The sequence below is a fragment of the Streptomyces sp. NPDC001927 genome, from assembly GCF_053594455.1.
The window spans coordinates 908,494-930,607 of record NZ_JBSFEN010000001.1 but is presented as its reverse complement, the minus strand read 5'-3'; the positions used below and the strand labels follow the sequence as shown (position 1 = coordinate 930,607).

The window sequence follows — 22,114 nt, the reverse complement described above, 5'->3', positions numbered from 1 at the left end:
GCACGACCGCACACACGGCACGGACCGCACACACGGCCCCGACCGTCCACACGGCACAGACCGTACGAACCGCACAGACCGCAGGGTACGAGGAGCAGAAGCGTTGTCCAACGAACAGAGCGGCGACCAGAAGGTCCTGGAAACGCTGAAGCGGCTCACCACCGACCTCCGCCGCACGAAGCAGCGCCTGCGCGAGGCCGAGGACCGGGGCCACGAGCCCATCGCGATCGTCGGCATGGCGTGCCGCTACCCCGGCGGCACGGCCTCCCCCGACGACCTGTGGCGGCTTGTGGCCGAGGGCCGCGACGCGGTGGCGGGCTTCCCCACCGACCGCGGCTGGGACCTCGGCGCGCTCTTCGCCGACGACCCCGACCGGCCCGGCACCTCGCACGCCCGCGAGGGCGGCTTCGTGCACGACGCGGGCGAGTTCGACCCGTCCTTCTTCGGCATCTCGCCGCGCGAGGCCCTCGCGATGGACCCGCAGCAGCGCCTTCTCCTGGAGACCGCGTGGGAGGCGATCGAGCGGGCCGGCATCGACCCGGCGTCGCTGCGCGGCAGCCGTACCGGCGTGTACGCGGGCGTCATGTACCACGACTACGGCACGGGCGCGGACCCGCTGCCCGAGGGGGTCGAGGGCTACCTCGGCCTCGGGACCGCCGGCAGCATCGCCTCCGGTCGCGTCGCCTACGTCCTGGGCCTGGAGGGCCCGGCCGTCACGCTCGACACGGCGTGCTCGTCGTCCCTGGTGGCACTGCACTCCGCCGTACGGGCGCTGCGCGCGGGCGAGTGCACGATGGCCCTCGCGGGCGGCGCGACCGTGCTGTCCACCCCGGCCGTCTTCGTCGACTTCTCCCGGCAGCGCGGCCTCGCCGCCGACGGCCGTTGCAAGCCCTACTCCGCCCAGGCCGACGGCGTCGGCTGGTCCGAGGGCGCGGGCATGCTGCTCGTCGAACGGCTCGCCGACGCCGAGCGGCTCGGCCACCCGGTCCTCGCGGTTCTGCGGGGCTCGGCGGTGAACCAGGACGGCGCCAGCAGCGGCCTCACCACTCCCAACGGGCCCGCACAGCAGCGGGTCATCCGCCAGGCCCTCGCCGACGCCCGGCTCGACCCGGCCGACGTCGACTTCGTGGAGGGCCACGGCACCGGTACCGCCCTCGGCGACCCGATCGAGGCGCAGGCGCTGCTGGCGACCTACGGCCAGGACCGGGACGAGCCGCTGTGGCTCGGTTCGGTGAAGTCCAACATCGGCCACACCCAGGCCGCCGCCGGCGTCGCCGGGATCATCAAGGCCGTCATGGCCCTCCGCCACGGCGTACTGCCCGGCACCGTGCACCTCACGGAGCTGTCCCCGCAGGTCGACTGGGCCTCCGGCGCCGTCGAGCCGCTGCGCGAGGCCCGGCCGTGGCCCGAGGTCGGCAGGCCGCGCCGGGCGGCGGTGTCGTCGTTCGGCATCAGCGGCACCAACGCCCACATCGTCCTGGAACAGGCACCGGCCGCACCCACCGCCGTGGTTCCGGCCCCCGCGCCGTCCGCACCCGCCTCGGCCACCGTCCCCGCCGCACGTGCGGAGGCCACCGCGCCCACCGTGCCCGCCGAGGACCGGACCGAACCCGTCGCGATCCCGGTCGTGTTGTCGGGCGCGACGGAGCCCGCGCTGCGCGCGCAGGCCCGACGCCTTGCCGCGCACCTCGTGGACCGTCCCGACCTGGCCCCGGTGGACGTCGCGTACAGCGCCGCCACCGGCCGTACCGCCCTGCCCAGCCGCGCGGTCGTGGTCGCCGACGACCGCGACGGGCTGCTCGAAGGGCTCACCGCGCTCGCCGAGCGGCGGCCCGACCCGGCTGTCGTCACCGGCACCGCGGGGGTCGGCGTCCGGCGGACCGCTTTTGTCTTCCCCGGCCAGGGCGCCCAATGGGCCGGTATGGCCGTGCCGTTGCTCGACTCCTCGCCCGCCTTCGCGGCCCGCTGGGCCGAGTGCGGCCGCGCGCTCGCCCCGTACACGGACTGGTCGCTCGACGAGGCGGTCCGCTCGCCGGAGGCGCTGGAACGCGTCGACGTCGTCCAGCCCGTGCTCTGGGCCGTCATGGTGAGCCTGGCCGAACTGTGGCGTACGGCGGGCGTACGGCCCGACGCCGTCCTGGGCCACTCGCAGGGCGAGATCGCCGCCGCCTGCGTCGCGGGCGCGCTGTCCCTGGAGGACGGCGCCAAGGTCGTCGCGCTGCGGGCGAAGGCCCTGCTGGCGCTCGCGGGCCGGGGCGGCATGCTGTCCGTACCGCTGCCGGAGGCCGAGGTGCGGGCCCGGCTCGCCCAGTGGCCCGGTCTGGGCGTGGCCGCCGTCAACGGTCCCTCCGCGGTGGTCGTCTCCGGCGCGGTGGCCGCCCTGGACGCGGCCCAGGCCGCGTGGGAGGCCGAGGGCGTCCGGGTGCGCCGCGTGCCCGTCGACTACGCCTCGCACTCGCCGCAGGTCGAGGAGATCCGCGAGCGTCTCGCCGCCGACCTGGCCGGCATCACCCCGCGCCGCACCGAGGTCGCCTTCCTCTCCACCCTCACCGGCGAACCCCTCGACACCACCGGGCTCGACGCCGACTACTGGTACCGCAACCTGCGCGAGCAGGTCCGCTTCGAGGAGGCCACCCGCCGGGCGATCCAGGACGGCTACCGCGTCTTCATCGAGGCCGGGCCGCACCCGGTGCTCACCGTCGGCGTGCAGCAGACGGCCGACGCCCTCGACGTCCCCGTCGCCTCGGTGGCCACCCTCCGCCGCGACAAGGGCGACCTGGGCCGGTTCCGTACGGCCCTCGCCGAGGCCGCCGTGCTCGGCACGCCCGTCGACTGGGCGGCCGAACTGGCCCCGTACGCCCCGCGCCGCGTCGACCTGCCCACGTACGCCTTCCAGCGCGAGCGGTTCTGGCTCACGCCGCAGCGCCGCGCCGCCGTGGCCGCGGCGGCGGGCGCCGACCCGTGGGAGGCCGGGTTCTGGGACGTCGTGGACCGCGCCGACGTCGAGGCGCTGTCCCGCGCGCTCGGCGTCGACACGGACGAACCGCTCAGCGCGGTCGTGCCCGCACTGTCCCAGTGGCACCGGGACCGGCACGAACGGTCGACCGTCGACACCTGGCGGTACGCGGTGGAGTGGGAGCGCGGCACCGTCCCCGACGACGCGCGCCTGACCGGACCGTGGCTGCTCGTCGTACCCGAGGGGCACACGGGCCCGCTGCCCGCCGACTGCGCCCGCGTGCTCACCGCCCGGGGTGCCGATGTCACGACCCTCACGCTCGCCGACGGCGACACCGGACGCGACGCGCTCGCCGCCCGCCTCGCGGACGCCTGCCCGGCCGACGTCCGCCCCGCCGGCGTGCTGTCCCTGCTGGCCCTCCACGACGAGCCGCACCCCGAACACCCCGCGCTGCCGGTGGGCCTGGCCCTGACGGTCGCGCTCGTGCAGGCCCTCGGCGACGCGGGCGTCGACGCCCCGCTGTGGTGCGCCACCAGGGGCGCGGTCGCCGTCGCTCCGGCCGAGCGCGTCACCGCACCCGCGCAGGCCCAGACGTGGGGCCTCGGCCGCGTCGTCGCCCTGGAGCACCCCGACCGCTGGGGCGGCCTCGTCGACCTGCCCGCCGCACTGGACGACCGCGCGGCCGGCCGGCTCGCCGCCGTCCTCGCGGGCGACGCGGGCGCCGAGGACCAGGTGGCGCTGCGCGACACCGGCCTCTCCGTGCGCCGCCTCGTCCGCGCACCGCTCGGCGCCACCCCCGCCCCCCGCCGGTGGCGGCCCACCGGCACCGTGCTGCTCACCGGCGGCACCGGCGCGCTCGGCCCGCACCTGGTGCGCTGGCTTGCCGCCCACGGCGCCGAGCGCGTCGTGCTGCCCAGCCGGCGCGGCGCGGCCGCCCCGGTCGCGGCGGAACTGACCGCCGAACTCGCCGGGTCCGGCACGGCCCTGGAGTTCCCGGCCTGCGACGTCGCCGACCGCGGCCAACTCGCCGCGCTGGTCGCCGGACTGGACCGGGCCGGTACGCCGGTACGCAGCGTCCTGCACGCCGCCACCGCGCTGGAGCTGCGCCCGCTGGCCGACACCCCGGTGGGCGAGTTCGCCGACGAGGTGGCCGCCAAGGTGCTCGGCGCCCGCCACCTCGACGAGCTCTTCGGAGCCGACGCCGACCTCGACGCCTTCGTCCTCTTCTCGTCCATCGCCGGCCTGTGGGGCAGCGGCGAGCACGCCCCCTACGCCGCCGCGAACGCCTACCTCGACGCGCTCGCCGAGGACCGCAGGGCCCGGGGCCTGACCGCGACGTCGGTCGCCTGGGGAATCTGGGCCGCCGTCAACGACTGGGACGGCATCCGCGAGGGTGTCGACCCGGAGCGCGTCCGCAGGCAGGGCCTGCCCTTCCTCGACCCCGACCTGGCCGTCGCGGGCCTGGGGCAGGTGCTCGACCACGACGAGACCACCGTCGCCCTCGCCGACGTGGACTGGACCCGGTTCGTGCCGGTGTTCTGCTCGGCACGGCGCAGGCCCCTCCTGGAGGGCGTACCGGAGGCCGCGGCCCTGCTGCGCGACACTGTCGTCGACACCGGTACGGCCTCGGCCCTGCGCGAACGGCTCGCCGCGCTGCCCGAAGGGGAGCGCACACGGGCCGTGACCGAACTGGTCCGTGACCACGCGGCCGCCGTCCTCGGCCACGCCTCGCCGTCGGCGCTCCCCGCCGACCGGGCGTTCCGCGACGTCGGCTTCGACTCCATCACCGCCGTCGAACTGCGCAACAGGATCGGCGCGGCCACCGGTCTGACGCTCCCCGCGACCCTGGTCTTCGACCACCCGTCGCCCGCCGCGCTCGCCGAGCACCTGCTCGCCGAGGCCTTCGGAGCCGTCGCGACGTCCGCGCCCGTCGTCACCGCACGGGCCGAGGACGACGACGACCCGATCGCCATCGTCGGCCTCAGCTGCCGGTACCCGGGCGGCGTCGAGTCGCCGGACGACCTGTGGCGGCTCGTGGTGGCGGAAGGGGACGCGGTGGGCGACCTGCCCACCGACCGGGGCTGGGACCTCGACGCGCTCTACGACTCCGACCCGGACGCCCGGGGCCGCAGCTATGTGCGCAACGGCGGCTTCCTGCCCGGCCTCGCGGAGTTCGACGCCGCGTTCTTCGGGATCTCCCCGCTGGAGGCCCGCGCCACCGACCCGCAGCAGCGCCTCCTCCTCGAAGCGGCGTGGGAGGCGTTCGAGCACGCCGGCATCGACCCGGCCGGCCTGCGCGGCAGCCGTACGGGCGTGTTCGCCGGCGCCAACGTCGGTGACTACGCGTCCAGTCGCGGTCCGGGTGCCGGCGGCTCCGACGGGCAGTTGCTCACCGGCAACGTGCCGAGCGTGGTGTCCGGCCGGATCTCCTACACCCTCGGCCTGGAGGGGCCGGCCGTCACGGTCGACACCGCCTGCTCGTCGTCGTTGGTCGCGCTCCACCTGGCCTGCCAGTCCGTGCGCCGGGGCGAGAGCGACCTCGCCCTCGCCGGCGGCGTCGCCGTGATGTCCAGCCCGGCCGCGCTGATCGGCTTCTCCGCCCAGCGCGGACTGTCCGGCGACGGCCGCTGCAAGGCCTTCGCCGACGCGGCGGACGGCACCGGCCTGGCCGAGGGCGTCGGCCTCGTGCTGGTCGAGCGGCTGTCCCGGGCCCGCGCCCAGGGCCACCGCGTCCTCGCCCTCGTCCGCGGCTCCGCCATCAACCAGGACGGCGCCTCCAACGGACTCACCGCGCCCAGCGGACCGGCCCAACAGCGCGTGATTACCGCCGCGTTGGGCGACGCCGGTCTGCGTCCCTCCGACGTGGACGCCGTGGAGGCGCACGGCACCGGCACCCGGCTCGGCGACCCGATCGAGGCCCAGGCGCTGCTGGCCACGTACGGCCGCGACCGCACCGAGCCGCTCCGGCTCGGCTCGGTGAAGTCCAACGTCGGCCACACGCAGGCGGCTTCGGGCGCCGCGGGCGTCATCAAGATGGTGCAGGCCATCCGCCACGGACTGCTGCCGAGGACCCTGCACGTCGACGCGCCCACCGAGCAGGTCGACTGGACGACCGGGGCCGTCTCGCTGCTCACCGAGCCGATGGAGTGGCCCGCCGTGGACCGCCCGCGCCGCGCGGGCATCTCGTCGTTCGGCCTGTCCGGAACGAACGCCCATGTGATCATCGAACAGGCGCCTGAGGAGGACGCGCCCGTGGCGCAGGCGCCGGAGGCGGACGCTCCGGCTGTCGCGGAGGCGCCGGAGCCCCTTGCCGACGCGCCCGAGCCGGTCGTGGTGTGGCCGCTGCACGGTCGTACCGAAGCCGCCCTCCGCGCCCAGGCGGCGCGGCTGCGTGACCATGTCGCTGCCGTTCCCGACGTCCGCCCCGCGGACGTCGGCTGGTCGCTCGCGGCCGGCCGCGCCGCCTTCGACCACCGGGCCGTCGTGCTCGGCACCGACACGGACGAGCTGCTGAGCGGCCTCGACGCCGTCGCCGGTGCCACCGCCCACCCGGCGGCGGCGCAGGGCGTCGCCGCGGGCGCCGACCGGGTCGCGTTCGTCTTCCCCGGCCACGGCGCCCAGTGGCCCGGCATGGCCAAGGGGCTCCTGGAGGAGTTCCCGGTCTTCCGGGAGAGCGTGCACGCCTGCGCCGACGCGTTCGCCGAGTTCGTGGAATGGGACCTCCTCGACGTGCTCCACGACGTCGAGGGCGCGCCGCCGCTGCACCGCGTGGACGTCGTTCAGCCCGCGCTGTTCACGATGATGGTGTCGCTCGCCGCGCTGTGGCGCGCGCACGGCGTGCACCCGTCGGCGGTGGTCGGCCACAGCCAGGGCGAGATCGCCGCCGCGTACGTGGCGGGCGCCCTGTCCCTGCGGGACGCGGCCCGGATCGTCGCCACCCGCGGCAAGGCGTGGCTGACCCTGGCGGGCACCGGCGGCATGGCGGCCGTCGCGCTGCCCAAGGCGGAGGCGCTCCGGCGCCTCGAGCCGTGGGGGACGCGCCTCGACATCGCGGCGGTCAACGACCCGCGCTCCGTCACCGTCGCGGGCGACCTCGACGCGCTGGAGGAACTGCTCACCGGACTCGAGGGCGAGGGCGTCCGCGTGCGCCGCGTCCGGCAGATCGTCGGCGCGGGCCACACCGCGCACGTGGACGTGCTGCGCGACCACCTCGTCGAGACGCTGGCGCCGACCTCCCCCCGCTCGTCGGCGATCCCGTTCTACTCCACGGTGACCGGTGGCCTGCTCGACACCGCGGGTCTCGACGCGCACTACTGGTACGAGAACGCGCGCAGGACCGTGGAGTTCGAGCAGGCCGTGCGCGCCATGGCCGAGCAGGGCCACGGACCGTTCCTGGAGGTCAGCGGGCACCCGATGTTCACCGTGGCCCTCCAGCAGACGCTGGAGGACGCGGGCGTCGGAGCCGCCGCGCTCGGCACCCTGCGCCGGGACCAGGGCGGCCGCGAGCAGTTCCTGCGCGCCGCCGCCGAGGCCCACACGGCGGGCGCCACCGTCGACTGGCGGCCCGTCTTCGAGGGCACCGGCGCGGCCACGGTCGAGCTGCCGACGTACGCGTTCCAGCGTGCCCGGCACTGGCTGGAGCCCTCGGTGGGCACCGGCGACATGACGGCGGCCGGACTGGCCTCGGCCGGGCACCCGCTGCTCGGCGCCGAGGTCGACCTCGCGGGCGGCGGGCTCGTCCTCACCGGCAGGCTCTCCGCCGCGGCACAGCCGTGGCTGCCCGGCGAGGTGCCGGGGGCGGTCCTCGTCGATCTCGTCCTCGCCGCCGCCGACCGGGTCGGCAGCGCGGGCATCGGCGAACTGACCGCGTACGCGCCGCTCGCGCTCGCGGACGGCGGCGTCACCGTGCAGGTGAGGGTCGGCGAACCCGACGGAGACGGCACCCGAGCGGTCGGCGTGCACGCGCGGACCGACGGTGACTGGGTGCGCCACGCCGAAGGAACGCTCGAAGCCCACGCCGCGCCCGGCGCCGCGCCGACCTCCTGGCCGCCGGCGGGCGCGGAGCCCGTCGACGATCTCTACGCCGAACTCGACGCGGCCGGCGTCGGCCCCGCCCCGGCATGGCGTGCCGTACGGGCCGCGTGGCGGCTCGGCGACGACGCGTTCGCCGACGTGACGCTCGACGCCGACGCCGCCGAACGGGCCGACGGCTTCGCCCTGCACCCCGTGCTGCTCGACGCCGCCCTGCACGCGGTCCTCGACACCGACCGGGTGCCCGTCGCCTGGTCGGGCGTACGTCTCCACGCGACCGGCGCGCGGGCTGTGCGGGTACGCGCCGAGCGCACCGGCCAGGACACCGTGGCCCTCACTCTCGCCGACCCCGCGGGCGACCCGGTGCTCACGGTCGACGCGGTCCGGCTCGGCGCCGTGGCGGACCGCACCGCCTCCGGGCGGATCGGCCGCGACGCGCTGTTCCGCATGGACTGGGTGCCGCTGGCCGCGACCGACGCCGGGGCGAAGCCCGGCCGGTGGGCCGTCCTCGGTGCCGATCCGCTGGGCGCCGCCCAGGAGTTGCGCGGCCTCGGGCACACCGTGGACGGCGCGGCCGACCCGGCGGCCCTGCGCGAGATCCCCGACGCCGTCCTGGTCACCGCCGTGGGCGGTGAGGGCGACGTGCCCGCCGAGGCGCGTTCCGTCGCGCACGCCACGCTGGCGGCCGTCCAGGCGTGGCTGGCCGACGACCGGTTCGCCGCCGTCCCGCTCGTCGTGCTCACCCGCGGCGCGGCGGCCGACCGGGCGTCCGATCTCGCGGGCGCCGCCGCCTGGGGCCTGGTGCGCTCGGCCCACTCGGAGCACCCCGACCGGTTCGTCCTGGTCGACACCGACGGCGAGCCCGAGTCGTGGCGGGCGCTGCCCGCCGCGTCGGCCGCCGGGGAGCCCCAGTTGGCGCTGCGCGGCGGCGCGGCCCTGGTGCCGCGCCTCGCCCGCCTCGCCGAACCGGAAGGACCCGCGCCGTGGGACCCGGCCGGCACCGTCCTGGTCACCGGCGCGTCCGGCGACCTCGGCGCGCTGGTCGCCCGCCACCTGGTGGCCGAACACGGCGTCCGGCACCTCGTGCTGGCCTCCCGGCGCGGTCAGGACGCACCCGGCGCGGGCGAGCTGAGCGAGGAGCTCGGCGCGCTCGGAGCCCAGGTCACCCACGCGGCGTGCGACGTCGCCGACCGCAAGGCCCTCGCGGAGCTCCTCGCGGCGATCCCGGACGAGCACCCGCTGACCGCCGTCGTGCACAGCGCCTCCGTCCTCGACGACGGCGTCGTCGCCGCGCTCACCCCGGAGCGGGTGGACACGGCGCTGCGCCCGAAGGCCGACGCGGCCTGGCATCTGCACGAGCTGACCCGCCACCTCGACCTGGCCGCGTTCGTCCTGTTCTCCTCGATGGCGGGCACGCTCGGCGGCCTCGGCCAGGGCAACTACGCGGCGGGCAACGCCTTCCTCGACGCCCTGGCCCGGCACCGCAGGGCCCACGGCCTGACGGCGACGTCCGTGGCCTGGGGCTGGTGGGCCGAGCGCGCCACCAAGAGCGGCCACGAGGTCGCCCCGGACGAGACGGCCGTCATCAACGGCATGGTGCCGCTGACCGAGGAGCGCGGCCTCGCGCTCTTCGACGCGGCGTGCCGGGGCGACGAGCCCTTCGTCGCGGCGAGCGCGCTGGACCTGCGGTCGCTGCGGGCCGCCGCCGACGAACTGCCCCCGATGCTGCGCGCGCTCTCGGGCGTACCCGCACGCCGGGCCGCCGCGCAGGCGGCGGCCGCGGCCGCGCCCACCCTGGGACGCGATCTCGCCGGCCGCCCGCGCGGGGAGCAGGAGGCGCTCCTGCTGGATCTGGTCCGCGCCGAGGCCGCGCTGGTGCTCAGCCACCCGAGCGGCGACGACGTCCAGGTCCACCACCGCTTCCTCGAGCAGGGGTTCGACTCGCTGGCCGCGCTGAAGCTGCGCAACCGGATCGCCGCCGTCACCGGACTGCGGCTGCCGCCGACGCTGGTGTTCGACCACCCGACCCCGGCCGAGCTGGCCCGGCACCTGCTCGCCGAACTCGCACCGGCCGACGGCGAGGCGCCGGCGGAGTTCGCCGACGAGGACGCCGCGACGGCCGTCCTCGTCCTGGAAGAGCTCGGTCAACTCGACGAGGCCATCACCCGACTGCCCGCCGACGGCCCCGAACGGGCCCGGATCGCGGAGCTGTTGGAGGGCCTCGTGGCGAGGTGGAACCGTTGATGATCAACAAGACGGCTGTCCTGATAGCGTCGACCTCAGACGCGGGACGGCTTGTGACGACGGCAAAATACACCCACATCTGGGGGAGTTGATGGAGACAGTCAAGGCATGGGTTCTGCCCGCCGGCCCGGAGGACCGTTCGAAGGGGCCGGTGCGCGGTGAGTTGACCCTCGCCCGCGTTCCGATCGCGTCGCCGGGCGAGCACGAGGTGCTCGTCGAGCCCCTCGTGGGCTGCTGGGAGGCGAACATGGAGCACGCCCTCGCCCGCACCCCCGTCGACATCGTCCGCCAGCGTGGCGAGGAGCGGATCACCGTCGGCACCTGCGGCGTGGTGCGCGTGCTCTCCGCCGGATCCGCCGTGCGCGGCCTGCGCGAGGGCCAGGACTGCCTGTGGATCCCGTTCGGCCGGATCGACCGCAACGGCTACGCGGAGACCATCTCCGCCTACGACGCGCCCGGTTCGCCCGGCCTGCTCGCCGAGCGCATGGTCGTGCCCGCCGACCGGCTCGTACCGCTGCCCGAGGACGGCCGGTACCCCGTGGAGCGCTGGGCTCCGTTCGCGCGCTACTTCACCGCCTGGGACAACTGGCGGGTCACCAGCCGCTGCTGGCGGAGCCAGGTCGACGACGCCTGGGACGAGCAGCCGCTCGTCCTCGGCTGGGGCGGCGGCGTGGTCTACGCCGAACTGGAACTGGCCCGCCGCGAGGGATTCCGTACGGCGATGGTGTCCGGCCGGGACAGCAGGCTCAAGGAGATCGCCGCCTCGGGGGCGATCCCGGTCGACCGCCGGGAGTTCCCGGACCTGGACTACACCTGGGCCAAGGAGTCCGGCGAGCCCGGCGCGATGGACCGCTACCGCGCCTCCGAGGCACGGTTCCTGGAGATCGTCGGCGAACTCTCCGGCGGCCTCGGCGTCTCGGTCTTCCTGGACAACCTCGGCGGCGGCCTCCACCGCGCCACGCTGAAGAGCCTGGCCCGCGAGGGCGTGGTGTCCACCGTGGGCTGGAAGACCGGCATGCGGCTGTGGAACCTGCGCGCCACCGAGTGCATCACCCGGCACATCCACGTCCACACGCACGCGTGGCGGTTCCAGGACGGCGCCCGCATCCGGGACGTGATGCAGGAGACGGGCTGGCTGCCCGACATCGCCGACGGACCGGTCACGCCGTTCGACCGGATACCCGAACTGGCCGAGGCCTACAGCCGCGACGACCTTGACGGGTACTTCCCGTTGTTCTCCGTCGCCGGGAGGAACTGACCCGATGAGCGCCCGATCCTTCGACGTCGCGGTCGTCGGCATGGCCTGCGCCTTCCCCGGCGCGCCCGACCTCGCCCAGTACTGGGCGAACGTCGTCGCCGGCGTCGACTCGGTCACCGAGGTCGACGCGGAGCGCTGGCCGACCGATCGCCACTGGGCGGGCGCCGAGGCCCCGTCGGGGGAGCGGTCGCCGTCGAAGTGGGGCGGGTTCCTGCCGCCCCTGCCCTTCGACGCGCTGAGCCACGGCGTGCCGCCGGCCTCGCTCGGCGCCATCGAGCCCGCCCAGCTCCTCGCCCTGGAGACCGCCACCCGGGCCCTCGCGGACGCGGGCTACGCCGACCGGCCCTTCGACCGGGAGGCGACGTCCGTCGTCTTCGCCGCGGAGGCGGGCGCCGACCTCGCCTCCGCGTACGCGATGCGGTCGCTGCTGCCGCTGCACCTCGACGAACTGCCCGCCGAACTCGACGCGCGGCTGCCGCACCTCACCGAAGACTCGTTCCCCGGCACGCTGGCCAACGTGATCGCGGGACGGGTCGCCAACCGCCTGGACCTCGGCGGACCGAACTACACCGTCGACGCCGCGTGCGCGTCCTCGCTCGCCGCGCTCGACCAGGCCTGCAAGGAACTCCTCGCGGGCACCAGCGACATGGTCCTGTGCGGGGCCGTCGACACGCACAACGGCCTGCACGACTACCTGATGTTCGGCTCGGTGAAGGCGCTCTCGCCGACGGGACGCTGCCGTCCCTTCGACGCGTCCGCCGACGGCATCGTGCTCGCCGAGGGCGTGGCCTGCCTCGTCCTGAAGCGTCTCGAGGACGCGGAGCGGGACGGCGACCGCGTCTACGCCGTGGTCAAGGGCGTCGGCGCGGCCAGCGACGGGCGCGGGCTCGGCCTGACCGCGCCCCGCCCCGAGGGCCAGCGGCGCGCGCTGGAGCGCGCCTACGCCACCGCCGGGATCTCGCCGCGCGAGGTCGGCCTCGTGGAGGCGCACGGCACCGGCACCGTCCTGGGCGACCGGACCGAACTGGAGACGCTCACAGGCGTGTTCGGCGAGGCCGGCGCCGAACCCGGCGCGTGCTCTCTGGGTTCGGTGAAGTCGCTCATCGGCCACGCCAAGTGCGCGGCGGGCATGGCCGGACTGATCAAGGCGGTGCTCGCCGTGCACACCGGCGTACGGCCGCCGACGCGGCACGTGAAGGCCCCCAACGCCGCCTGGTCCGCCGCGACCAGTCCCTTCGCCTTCGACACCGCCGCCCGCCCGTGGACGGACACCGAACGGGTCGCGGGGGTCAGCGCGTTCGGGTTCGGCGGCGTCAACTACCACGCGGTCGTCGCCGCCGCCGAGCCGCGCACGAAGGCCCCCGCGCCCGCCGCCTCGCAGCCCCGGCTGCTGCGGTTCCGGGGCACCGAGGACGAGGTACGCGCCTCCTTGGGCGCACTCGCCGACCGGCACGTCGACGGCGCCGCGCTCCGCGACCTGGCCGCCGTCACCGGGACCGGCCCGACACGGGTCGCGATCGTCGCCGAGGACGCGGCCGGCCTGCGCGAACAGATCGACCTGGCGCTGCGCCTCCAGGACGCGCCCGAGCACGGCGTCCACGTCGGCGACGGCACCCGCCGACCCGTCGCGCTGCTCGTCCCCGGGCAGGGCAGCCAGCGGCCGGGGATGCTCGCCGACCTGTTCCTGGCCTCTCCCCGCCTGCACCGGTTCCTGAGCGCCGATCCGGCCCTGGCCGACGCGGTGTTCCCCTCCGGCGCCTTCGACGGTGACGCCCCGCGCCTGGTCGACACCCGACTCGCGCAACCCGCCCTCGGCATCGGCGGCCTGGCCGCGCTCGACCTGCTGCGCGCCTGCGGCGTCGAGGCCGACCTGCTCGGCGGTCACAGCTACGGCGAGCTCGTCGCCCTCGCCGCCGCGGGCGTGCTTCCCGAGGACGCCGTGCTGCCGCTGAGCGGCGCCCGCGCCCAGGCCATGCACGCCGCCGCCGGTACGGACGCGGGCGCGATGGCCGCCGTCGCCGCCCCCGCCGACGCGGTCGCCGCCCTGATCACCGAGCACGGCCTGGCCGAGGACGTGGTCCTCGCCAACCACAACGCTCCGGACCAGGTGGTGCTCGCCGGGTCAGCCGCCGGGATCGACGCCGCCGTCACCGCGCTCCGTACCGCCGGGCTCACGGCCAAGCGGCTGCCGGTCGCCGCCGCGTTCCACAGCCCCCGGATGGAGCCCGCCGTCGAGGCGTTCGCCGAGGCGCTGGCGGCCCAGGAGTTCCGCGCGCCCGAGGTGCCCGTGTGGTCCGGGGCCACCGCCGAGCCGTACCCGGCCGAACCGGACGCCGCACGGGCGCTGCTGGCCGGCGCCCTCGCGAGGCCCGTCCGGTTCGCCGAACAGATCGAGCGGATGTACGCCGCCGGGGCCCGCGTCTTCGTGGAGGCCGGGCCGGGCACGGTCCTGACCCGCCTGGTCGGCGCCGTCCTCGGCGACCGCCCGCACACGGCCCTGTCCGTGGAGGCGCCCGGCCGCCCCGGCCTGCCCCACCTGCTCGGCACCCTCGCCGCCCTCGCCGTGCGCGGGGTACCGGTGCGGCCGGAGGCGCTGACAGGGGACCGTGCAGAGGCGCCGGAACCATCGGCTCCGGTGCGGTGGACGGTGGACGGCCACCTGGTCCGTACGGCGGACGGCGAGCCCGTCCCCGGCGGCCTGCGGCCCGTCGAACCGCCTGTCGCGCTCACCACCACGGGCGGCGAACGGGACGAGACCGTCATCGAGTTCCTGCGGGGCACCCAGCGCATCGTCGCCGCCCAGCAGGAGGTCATGCTCCGCTACCTCGGCGGCGAAGCCACCACGAGCACTCCCGCACCCGCTCCCGCACACGCACCCGCTCCTGCTCCCGCGGTGGTGAAGCCCCCCACCGAGTCGGCCTCCGCGCCGACCGTCCTGGAACTGATCGCGCGGCGCACCGGGTACCCGGCCGACATGCTCGACCAGGACCTGGACCTGGAGGCCGCGCTCGGCATCGACTCGCTCAAGCGCACGGAGATAGCCGCCACCCTTCTCGGCGGCACCCCGCACGCCGAGTCCGTGGGCGCCCTCTCCGACCTGCGCACCATCCGGGAGATGACCGACTGGCTGGCCGCCCGCACCGACGGCGGCACCGGCACCCGCGCCGACGCCCGCACCCTTCGCCACGTGGTCGAGCTCGTGCCGACGCCGCACGTCCCGGGGGAGTGGCGGGTCGAGCGCGCCGCGATCAGCGGAGGCGGCGAGGTCGCCGCCGAACTGGCCCTGTTGCTGAAGGAGCGCGGCGCCGAGGTCGTGGACGACCCGGCCGACTGCGACACCTTCCTGAGTCTCGACGCGCTCGACGGCGGCGACCCCGTCCTGCCCGCCCGCTTCGCCGCCGTGCGCGCGGCGGTCCTGGCGGGCGTACGCACCCTGCTCCTCGCCACCTGCCACGACGAAGGACCCGCGGGCGCGGGCCTGCACGGCTTCGCCCGTGCGCTCTCCCGCGAGTACCCCGGCCTCGCGGTGGTCGCGGTCGACCTGCCCGGTGGCCGCTCGCCCGCCGAGGCGGCGCGGGCGCTGGCGGACGAACTCGACGCGCCGCAGCCGTCCGTCGGTCACCTCGAAGGCCGCCGCGCCCTCTGGCGCACGACCGCCGCCGAACTGTCCTCCGTGCCGCCCGCGCGCGTCACGGCCGCGGACCTCGGACTGGACCGCGACAGCGTCGTCCTGCTGACGGGCGGCGCCCGTGGCATCACCGCCCGCCTCGCGGCCGCCCTGGCCGAACGCACCGGCTGCCACATCGAGTTGATCGGCCGCAGCGAACCCGCCGCCGACGCCGCCCTGGACGAGGCCGCCCTGCGTACCCGTCTGATCGCCGAGGGCGGGCGCACCCCGGCCGACATCGAGCGCGAGGTGCGCGCGTACGGAGCCTCCCGCGAGGTCCGACTCTCTCTGGACGCCCTCGCCGGGACGGCCGCGTCGGTGCGCCATCACCGTGCGGACGTGACGGACCCGGAGCGGCTGCGCGCCGTCCTCGACGACGTGTACGCCCGGCACGGACGCCTCGACACCGTGGTGCACGCGGCGGGGGTCGTCCGCGACCAGACGCTGCCCGACAAGTCTCCGGAGTCGTTCGCCGAGGTCTTCGGGACCAAGGTCACCGGCGCCCGCACGCTCGCCGAGCACCTGCGGCCCGGGTTGCGTCATCTGGTGCTGTTCGGCAGCATCGCGGGCGTCCTGGGCAACCGGGGCCAGAGCGACTACGCCGCCGCCAACGACGCCCTGGACACCCTGGCCCGCCAGTGGTCGGGGCGGGTCGCCGACCGGGTGCTCGCCCTGGACTGGGGCCCGTGGGCCGCGGACGCGGGCGGCATGGTCACCCCCGAGCTGGAGCGCGCGTACGTGCGGAGCGGCATCGGCCTGATCGACCCGGACGAGGGCGTGGAGGCCTTCCTGCGCGAGCTGGCGTTCGGCCGCGACCTCCAGGTGCTGCACGCCGTGGGCGACCCCACCGCGTTCGGGGGCGACCTTGACTGACGTACTCCTCCCGGCGTTTCGGGGGCGACCGTGACGGACGTGCTCCTCGCCGCCGCGCTCACGCCCGCCGAGCTGCTCGACGCGCTGCGCTCAGGCCGCCCCGCCGGCACCGGCCCCTGCCGCGTCGCCGTGTTCGACCCCACGCCCGAGCGCGTGGAGCAGGCGGCCCTGCTCGTCGCCCGGGGCGAGCCCTGGCGCGGCGGCAACGACCTCTGGTTCACCCCGGGCCCCGGGCTCGGGGGCGGCGTCGTGTTCCTCTTCCCCGGCCTCGACGCCCGCACCGGTCCGGCCCCCGACGACGTCCGGGGCTGGTTCGGCCTGCCCGCCGAACCGACGACCGCTGCCGACGACGACTCCCTCGGCGCGCGCACCCAGGCCGCGCTGCGGCTGAACCGGGTCCTCGACACCGCGCTGCGCCGCGTCGGCATCACCCCCGACGCCGTGGCCGGCCACAGCGCGGGGGAGTGGAGCGCCCTGTTCGCCGCGGGCACGTTCCCCGCGCGGGCCTTCGAGGCGATGGCCGGCGACATGGGCACCTCGCCCGTGCCGGACGTGGTCTTCGCCGCCGTCGGCCTGCCCGCGGCGGCGGCCGCCCGGCTCGCCGAGGGCGAGCCCCGCGTGGTGCTCTCCCACGACAACGCCCCCGACCAGAGCGTGCTCTGCGGGGACGAGGACGCCGTGGAGCGCTGCCTGGACCGGATCGCCGACCCGGCGGTCCCGCGCCGGGTGCTGCCGTTCCGCTCCGGGTTCCACACACCGATGCTGGCCCCGTACCTGCCCGGCTTCGCCGAGGTGTTCGACCGGATCCCGCTGGAACGGCCGACCGTGCCCGTCTGGTCCGCGACCACCGTCAGCCCCTACCCGGACGACGAGGCGGCGTTACGCGCACTCCTCGAACGGCACCTGCTCGAACCCGTCCTCTTCCGGTCGGTGGTGGAGCGTCTGTACGAGGACGGCGCCCGCGTGTTCGTCCAGGTCGGCTGCGGAAGCCTCCTCCGCTTCGTCTCGGCCACGCTCTCCGACCGGCCCCACGCGGCGGTCGGCGCCGGGTCCACGACCCGGCCGCAACTCGACCAGCTGCGCTGGGCCGCCGCCGCCCTCTGGGTCGAGGGCCGCGCCCCCGACCTGGGCGCGCTCGGCCTCGCGCCGCCCAGCGGCGACACCGTGGCAGCCGCCTACGAGGCGGCCATGGCCACCGTCAGCGCCTCCATCGACGAGGTCTACCGCAACTGGAAGGGGCGGGCGTGAGCGAGCAGCGCCGAGCAGTGGTGACGGGTGCGGCCAGCGGGATCGGCGCGGCCGTCGCCGAACGGCTGGTCAGGGTGGGCTGGGCGGTCACCGGCTGGGACCGCCGGCCGGGCACCGGGACCGGCATCGACTGGCACACCGTCGACGTCCGCGACGCCGAGGACGTGCACGCCGCCGCCGAGGCCGTGCCCGAGGCCGACCTCCTCGTCAACAGCGCGGGCGTGGGCGCCATCGCGCCCTCGGCCGAGCTGCGGCCGCAGACCTGGGAGCGCGTCCTCGGGGTCAACCTCAGCGGCACGTTCTACTGCGCCCAGGCCCTGTTCCCGGCGCTCGCCGCGCGCGGCGGACTCGTCGTGAACGTCGCCTCCGTCATGGCGCACCGCGCCGTCCCCGGCCGCGCCGCCTACTGCGCCTCCAAGGCGGGCGTCGTGATGCTCACCGAGGTGCTCGGCGTGGAGTGGGCCGAGCACGGGGTGCGCGTCCTGGCCGTCAGCCCCGCCTATGTGCGGACGCCGCTGGTGGAGAAGGGCTTCGAGAACGGCAACCTCGACGAGGCCGCCATCGCCGCCCGTACCCCGCTGGGCCGGCTCGCCACGCCCGGTGAGGTCGCCGACCTCGTCCTCGACCTCACCGGCGACCGATACGCGTACATGACCGCCACCACCCTGCGCTTCGACGGCGGCTGGGTCGCCGACGGCGTGTTCCCCCGCTGAGCAGCCCACGATGAAGGAGTACCGACCGACCATGCCTCCCGCCGACTTCGGGATCCTCGGCCTCGCGCACGCCCTCGGCGACCCGAGGGACGTCGCCGCCACCGCGGCCGACTACGTCGACGACCCCGACCGGGTCCTGCTCTGGGGCTACCGCACCTTCCACCGCTCGCCGGAAGGCACCACGCCCACCGCGCTCGCCGCCCGCGCCGCCACCAAGGCACTCGCCAAGGCGGGCGTCGACCCGAGGGACCTCGACCTCGTCGTGGTCGCGGACAGCAGCGTGCCCGACTACCTGCTGTGGGACGCCTCCACCGCGCTCGCGCGGGAGATCGGCGCCACCGCCTCGCCCACGCTGCTGCTCACCCAGGGCTGCGCGTCCGGCGTGACCGCCTTCCAGCACATCGCCGGCACCTTCGCCACCCGCGAGGACGTCGACACCGTGCTGCTCGTCGCCGTGAACCAGGCGAGCGAGGCGCACACCAACCGCATGCGCAGCAACACCCTCCTCTCCAGCGACGGAGCGGCGGCCGCCGTGCTGCGCCGGGGCCACGGCAGGCTGCGGTGGCTCGCCACCGAGCAGATCACCGACCCGACGTACAACGACTTCTACCGCGTCGAGTACGGCGGCGCCGCCGCGCCCTTCCCGCCCGAGGGCACCGCCAACCTCGACGTCGACCCGCTCGCCCTCGTGTACCGGCACTTCCGCCGCGAGCCCGAGCACCTGGCGAAGTTCGTCCGCACCCTCAACAGCCGGGTGCGCACGGTCTACGAGCGCGCCTGCGACCGCGCGGGCGTGGACACCGGCCAGGTGGCGAAGTTCCTCTTCCTCAACGACAACCAGGACAGCCTGGCGGACATCGCCAAGGCCGTCGGCGTACCGCTGGAGCGCACCAACGCCGCGCTCGGCGCCGACCTCGGCCACTGCGGCGGGGCCGACCAGCTCATCTGCCTCGACACCTACCTGGAGCGCGGGGACCTCGTCGAGGGCGACGTGGTCGCCCTCGCCGGCATCTCCATCGGCATGCACTGGTACTGCACGCTCCTCACCGTCTGACCGACGACCCAGCACACGACACCACAAAGGAAAGCGCTATGGCGGAAATGACCATCCAGGACCTGATCGACGTGTTCAACCGCAGCATCGGCGACCAGGACCCGGTCGAGCCGGAGGGCGACCCGTCGGACCTGACGTTCGCCGCGCTCGGCTTCGACTCGCTGACCACGCTCAACGCCGTCCGGCGGATCGAGCGCAAGAACGGCATCGAGCTCGGCGAGAACGTGGTCAGCGAGGCGAGGACCCCCCGCCAGCTGCTCGACCGCGTCAACACCGCCCTCAGCGGCGTTTGAGGAGGACACGGGGATGTGCGGGATCACCGGATGGGTGGCGCACGGCGAGGAACTCGCCCGGCACCGCCCGGTCGTGCAGGCGATGACCGACACCATGGGCTGCCGGGGCCCGGACGCGGAAGGGGTCTGGATCGACGGACCGGTCGCGTTCGGCCACCGAAGGCTCTCCATCATCGACCCGGCGGGCGGGGCGCAGCCCATGGTCGCCGAGCGCGAGGGCAGGACGCTCGCCGCGCTGACGTTCTGCGGTGAGATCTACAACTACCAGGAGCTCCGCGAGGAACTGGCGGCGCTGGGGCACGAGTTCCGCACCCGCAGCGACACGGAGGTCGTGCTCACCGCGTACCTGCAGTGGGGCATGGACTTCGCCGCCCGGCTCAACGGCATGTTCGCCATCGGGCTGTGGGACGCGGCCACCCGCGAACTGCTGCTCGTACGCGACCCGATCGGCGTCAAGCCGCTGTACTACGCGCGCACCGCGAACGGCGTCCTGTTCGGCTCGGAGCCCAAGGCCGTCCTCGCCAACCGCGCCGTGCCGCGCCGTGTCGACGCCCAGGGCCTCGCCGAGATACTCGACATGGTCAAGACCCCGGAGATCACCCCGTTCGCCGACCTCTCCGAGGTCCGGCCCGGCCAGATCGTGCGGGTGACCGAGGGCGGTCTGACGAAGACGAGGTACTGGCAGCTCACCGCCCGCGAGCACACCGACGACCTCGACACCACCATCGGCACGGTCCGCGGCCTGCTGGAGGACATCGTGTCCCGCCAGCTCGTCGCGGACGTCCCGGTCGCCACCCTGCTCTCCGGCGGCCTCGACTCGTCGGCGATCACCGCGCTCGCCCACCGCGCGCTCACCGCCGAGGGCCGCGGCCCGGTGCGGTCGTACTCGGTGGACTTCCAGGGCGCGGCCGACCAGTTCGAGCCCGACGCGGTGCGCGGCACGGCCGACGCGCCGTACGTGCGCGACTTCGTCGCCCAGGTGGGGACCGACCACCGTGAGGTGCTCCTCGACAGCGCGGAGCTGGCCGACCCGGAGGTACGGGCGGCGATCCTCGCCGCCACCGACCTGCCGCCCGGGTACTGGGGCGACCTGTGGCCGTCGCTGTACCTGCTGTGCCGGGAGATCCGGAAGCGGGCGACCGTGGTCCTCTCCGGCGAGTCCGCCGACGAACTGTTCGGCGGCTACCGGTGGTACATGCGGGACGAGGCGGTCAACGCGCCCACCTTCCCGTGGCTCACCCCCGGCTCGGCGCGCATCTTCGGCGGCAGCTCGCTGATCGACCAGGGCCTGCTGGCCAAGCTGGACCTGGAGGGCTACCGCCAGGACCGCTACGCCGAGGCCGTCGCCGAGGTGCCGGTGCTGCCCGGCGAGAGCGCCGTCGACCGGCGGATGCGCGAGGTCACGTACCTCAACATCACCCGGTTCATGCAGGCGGTCCTCGACCGCAAGGACCGGATGAGCATGGCTGTCGGTCTGGAGGTCCGCGTCCCGTTCTGCGACCACCGGCTGATGGACTACGTGTTCAACGTGCCCTGGGCGATGAAGTCCTTCGACGGCAGGGAGAAGAGCCTGCTGCGCGCCGCCGCCCGCGACGTGCTGCCGACCTCCATCCTGGAGCGCACGAAGACGCCGTTCCCCGCCACCCAGGACACCCGGTACGAGCAGGCGCTCCGCGCCGAGCTGCGCGAGGTGCTCGCCGACCCGGACGCCCCGGTGCGACCGCTCCTGAACACCACCAGGGTCACCCGGGTCCTCAACCGCGAGCTGGACGACGTCAGCCTCCCGCACGATCGCGGCGGCCTGGAGATGGCTCTCTGGCTCAACAGGTGGCTGACCAACTACGACGTGACCGTGGACGTCTGAGCCGACGTCCGCGCCACCGCGGTGCCGACCGGTACGAGACCGGCCGGCACCGCACCGGTACGGAGAGCGGGAGCCGTCCCGCCCTCCGTACCGTTCGATCCGACCGCATGTGTGGAAACAAGGGGAACTGATGGCGAACCGGTCCAGCGACGAACACAAGCTGTGGATGCGGAGCTTCCATCCGACGTCGCCCGGCGCAACGCGCCTTCTCTGTCTGCCGCACGCGGGAGGCTCCGCGAGCTTCTTCTTCCCCGTCTCGGCGGCGCTGGGGCCCGAGGTCGACGTCCTCGCGGTGCAGTACCCCGGCCGTCAGGACCGGCGGGCGGAGCCCGCCGCCGACTCCCTCGACTCCCTCGCGGACGAGCTGTTCCGCGTCCTCGACCCCCACGACGACACCCCCCTGGCCCTGTTCGGGCACAGCATGGGCGCCGTCGTCGGCTTCGAACTCGCCCGCCGTCTCGAGGCCGCCGGGCGTCCGCCCGCCGTCCTCTTCGCCTCCGGCCGCCGCGGCCCGTCCCGGGTCCGTACCGAAGTGGTCCACCAGCGCGACGACGCCGGTCTTGTCGAGGAGATGAAGAAGCTCAACGGCACCGACCTCACCCTCCTCGACGACCCGGAGATGCTGCAGATGATCCTGCCGGCGATCCGCGCCGACTACCGGCTCGTGGAGACCTACCGACGCGGCCCGGGACAGCGGCTGAGCTGCCCCGTCGTCGTGATGACCGGTGACGCCGACCCGCGGGTCACGCTCGACGAGGCGCGGAGCTGGGACGAGGAGACCACCGGCGCCTTCGAACTCCTCGTCCACCCCGGCGGCCACTTCTACCTCGTGCCGCAACACCGCGCCGTCAACGCCCAGATCAAGGAGTACCTGCGCAAGCTCGCCCCGCGAGCGGAAGCCCAGGTGTGAGAC

9 protein-coding genes are annotated in these 22,114 nt (G+C 75.4%); all 9 read left to right on the top strand.

Annotated elements, in window-relative coordinates:
- Positions 1–103: 103 nt before the first annotated feature.
- The 9 genes from ACWCO8_RS03835 to ACWCO8_RS03795 all read left to right on the top strand — a co-directional run bounded on the left by ACWCO8_RS03835 (position 104) and on the right by ACWCO8_RS03795 (position 22,111).
- Entirely contained in the window at positions 104–10,231 is a 10,128-nt protein-coding gene (locus ACWCO8_RS03835; RefSeq protein ID WP_451030759.1) for a type I polyketide synthase, read from the top strand.
- A 91-nt stretch (positions 10,232–10,322) separates the two neighbouring features.
- Positions 10,323–11,489, top strand: a complete 1,167-nt coding sequence (locus ACWCO8_RS03830; RefSeq protein ID WP_451030758.1) for a zinc-binding alcohol dehydrogenase family protein — start codon at positions 10,323–10,325, stop codon at positions 11,487–11,489.
- A 4-nt stretch (positions 11,490–11,493) separates the two neighbouring features.
- Positions 11,494–16,029: a type I polyketide synthase gene (locus ACWCO8_RS03825; protein ID WP_451030757.1), complete on the top strand. Its 4,536-nt coding sequence runs from the start codon at positions 11,494–11,496 to the stop codon at positions 16,027–16,029.
- Positions 16,030–16,059: 30 nt separating this feature from the next.
- Positions 16,060–17,277 (top strand): acyltransferase domain-containing protein, encoded by a 1,218-nt coding sequence (locus ACWCO8_RS03820; RefSeq protein WP_451030756.1) that lies wholly within the window; start codon positions 16,060–16,062, stop codon positions 17,275–17,277.
- A complete protein-coding gene (locus tag ACWCO8_RS03815) occupies positions 17,274–17,990 on the top strand; it encodes an SDR family NAD(P)-dependent oxidoreductase (RefSeq protein WP_451030755.1) in 717 nt (238 codons plus the stop codon). The genes ACWCO8_RS03820 and ACWCO8_RS03815 overlap by 4 nt, the downstream gene beginning before the upstream one ends.
- 31 nt (positions 17,991–18,021) lie before the next feature.
- Positions 18,022–19,044 (top strand): 3-oxoacyl-ACP synthase III family protein, encoded by a 1,023-nt coding sequence (locus ACWCO8_RS03810; RefSeq protein ID WP_362016284.1) that lies wholly within the window; start codon positions 18,022–18,024, stop codon positions 19,042–19,044.
- A 38-nt stretch (positions 19,045–19,082) separates the two neighbouring features.
- Positions 19,083–19,337, top strand: coding sequence for an acyl carrier protein (locus tag ACWCO8_RS03805; protein WP_362016286.1), 255 nt, complete (start codon positions 19,083–19,085; stop codon positions 19,335–19,337).
- A 13-nt stretch (positions 19,338–19,350) separates the two neighbouring features.
- Positions 19,351–21,201 carry an asparagine synthase (glutamine-hydrolyzing) gene (gene asnB, locus ACWCO8_RS03800; protein WP_451030754.1) on the top strand — a complete coding sequence of 617 codons (1,851 nt, stop codon included), beginning with the start codon at positions 19,351–19,353 and terminating at the stop codon, positions 21,199–21,201.
- 130 nt (positions 21,202–21,331) lie between these two features.
- Positions 21,332–22,111 carry a thioesterase II family protein gene (locus tag ACWCO8_RS03795; protein WP_451030753.1) on the top strand — a complete coding sequence of 260 codons (780 nt, stop codon included), beginning with the start codon at positions 21,332–21,334 and terminating at the stop codon, positions 22,109–22,111.
- Positions 22,112–22,114 lie beyond the last annotated feature (3 nt).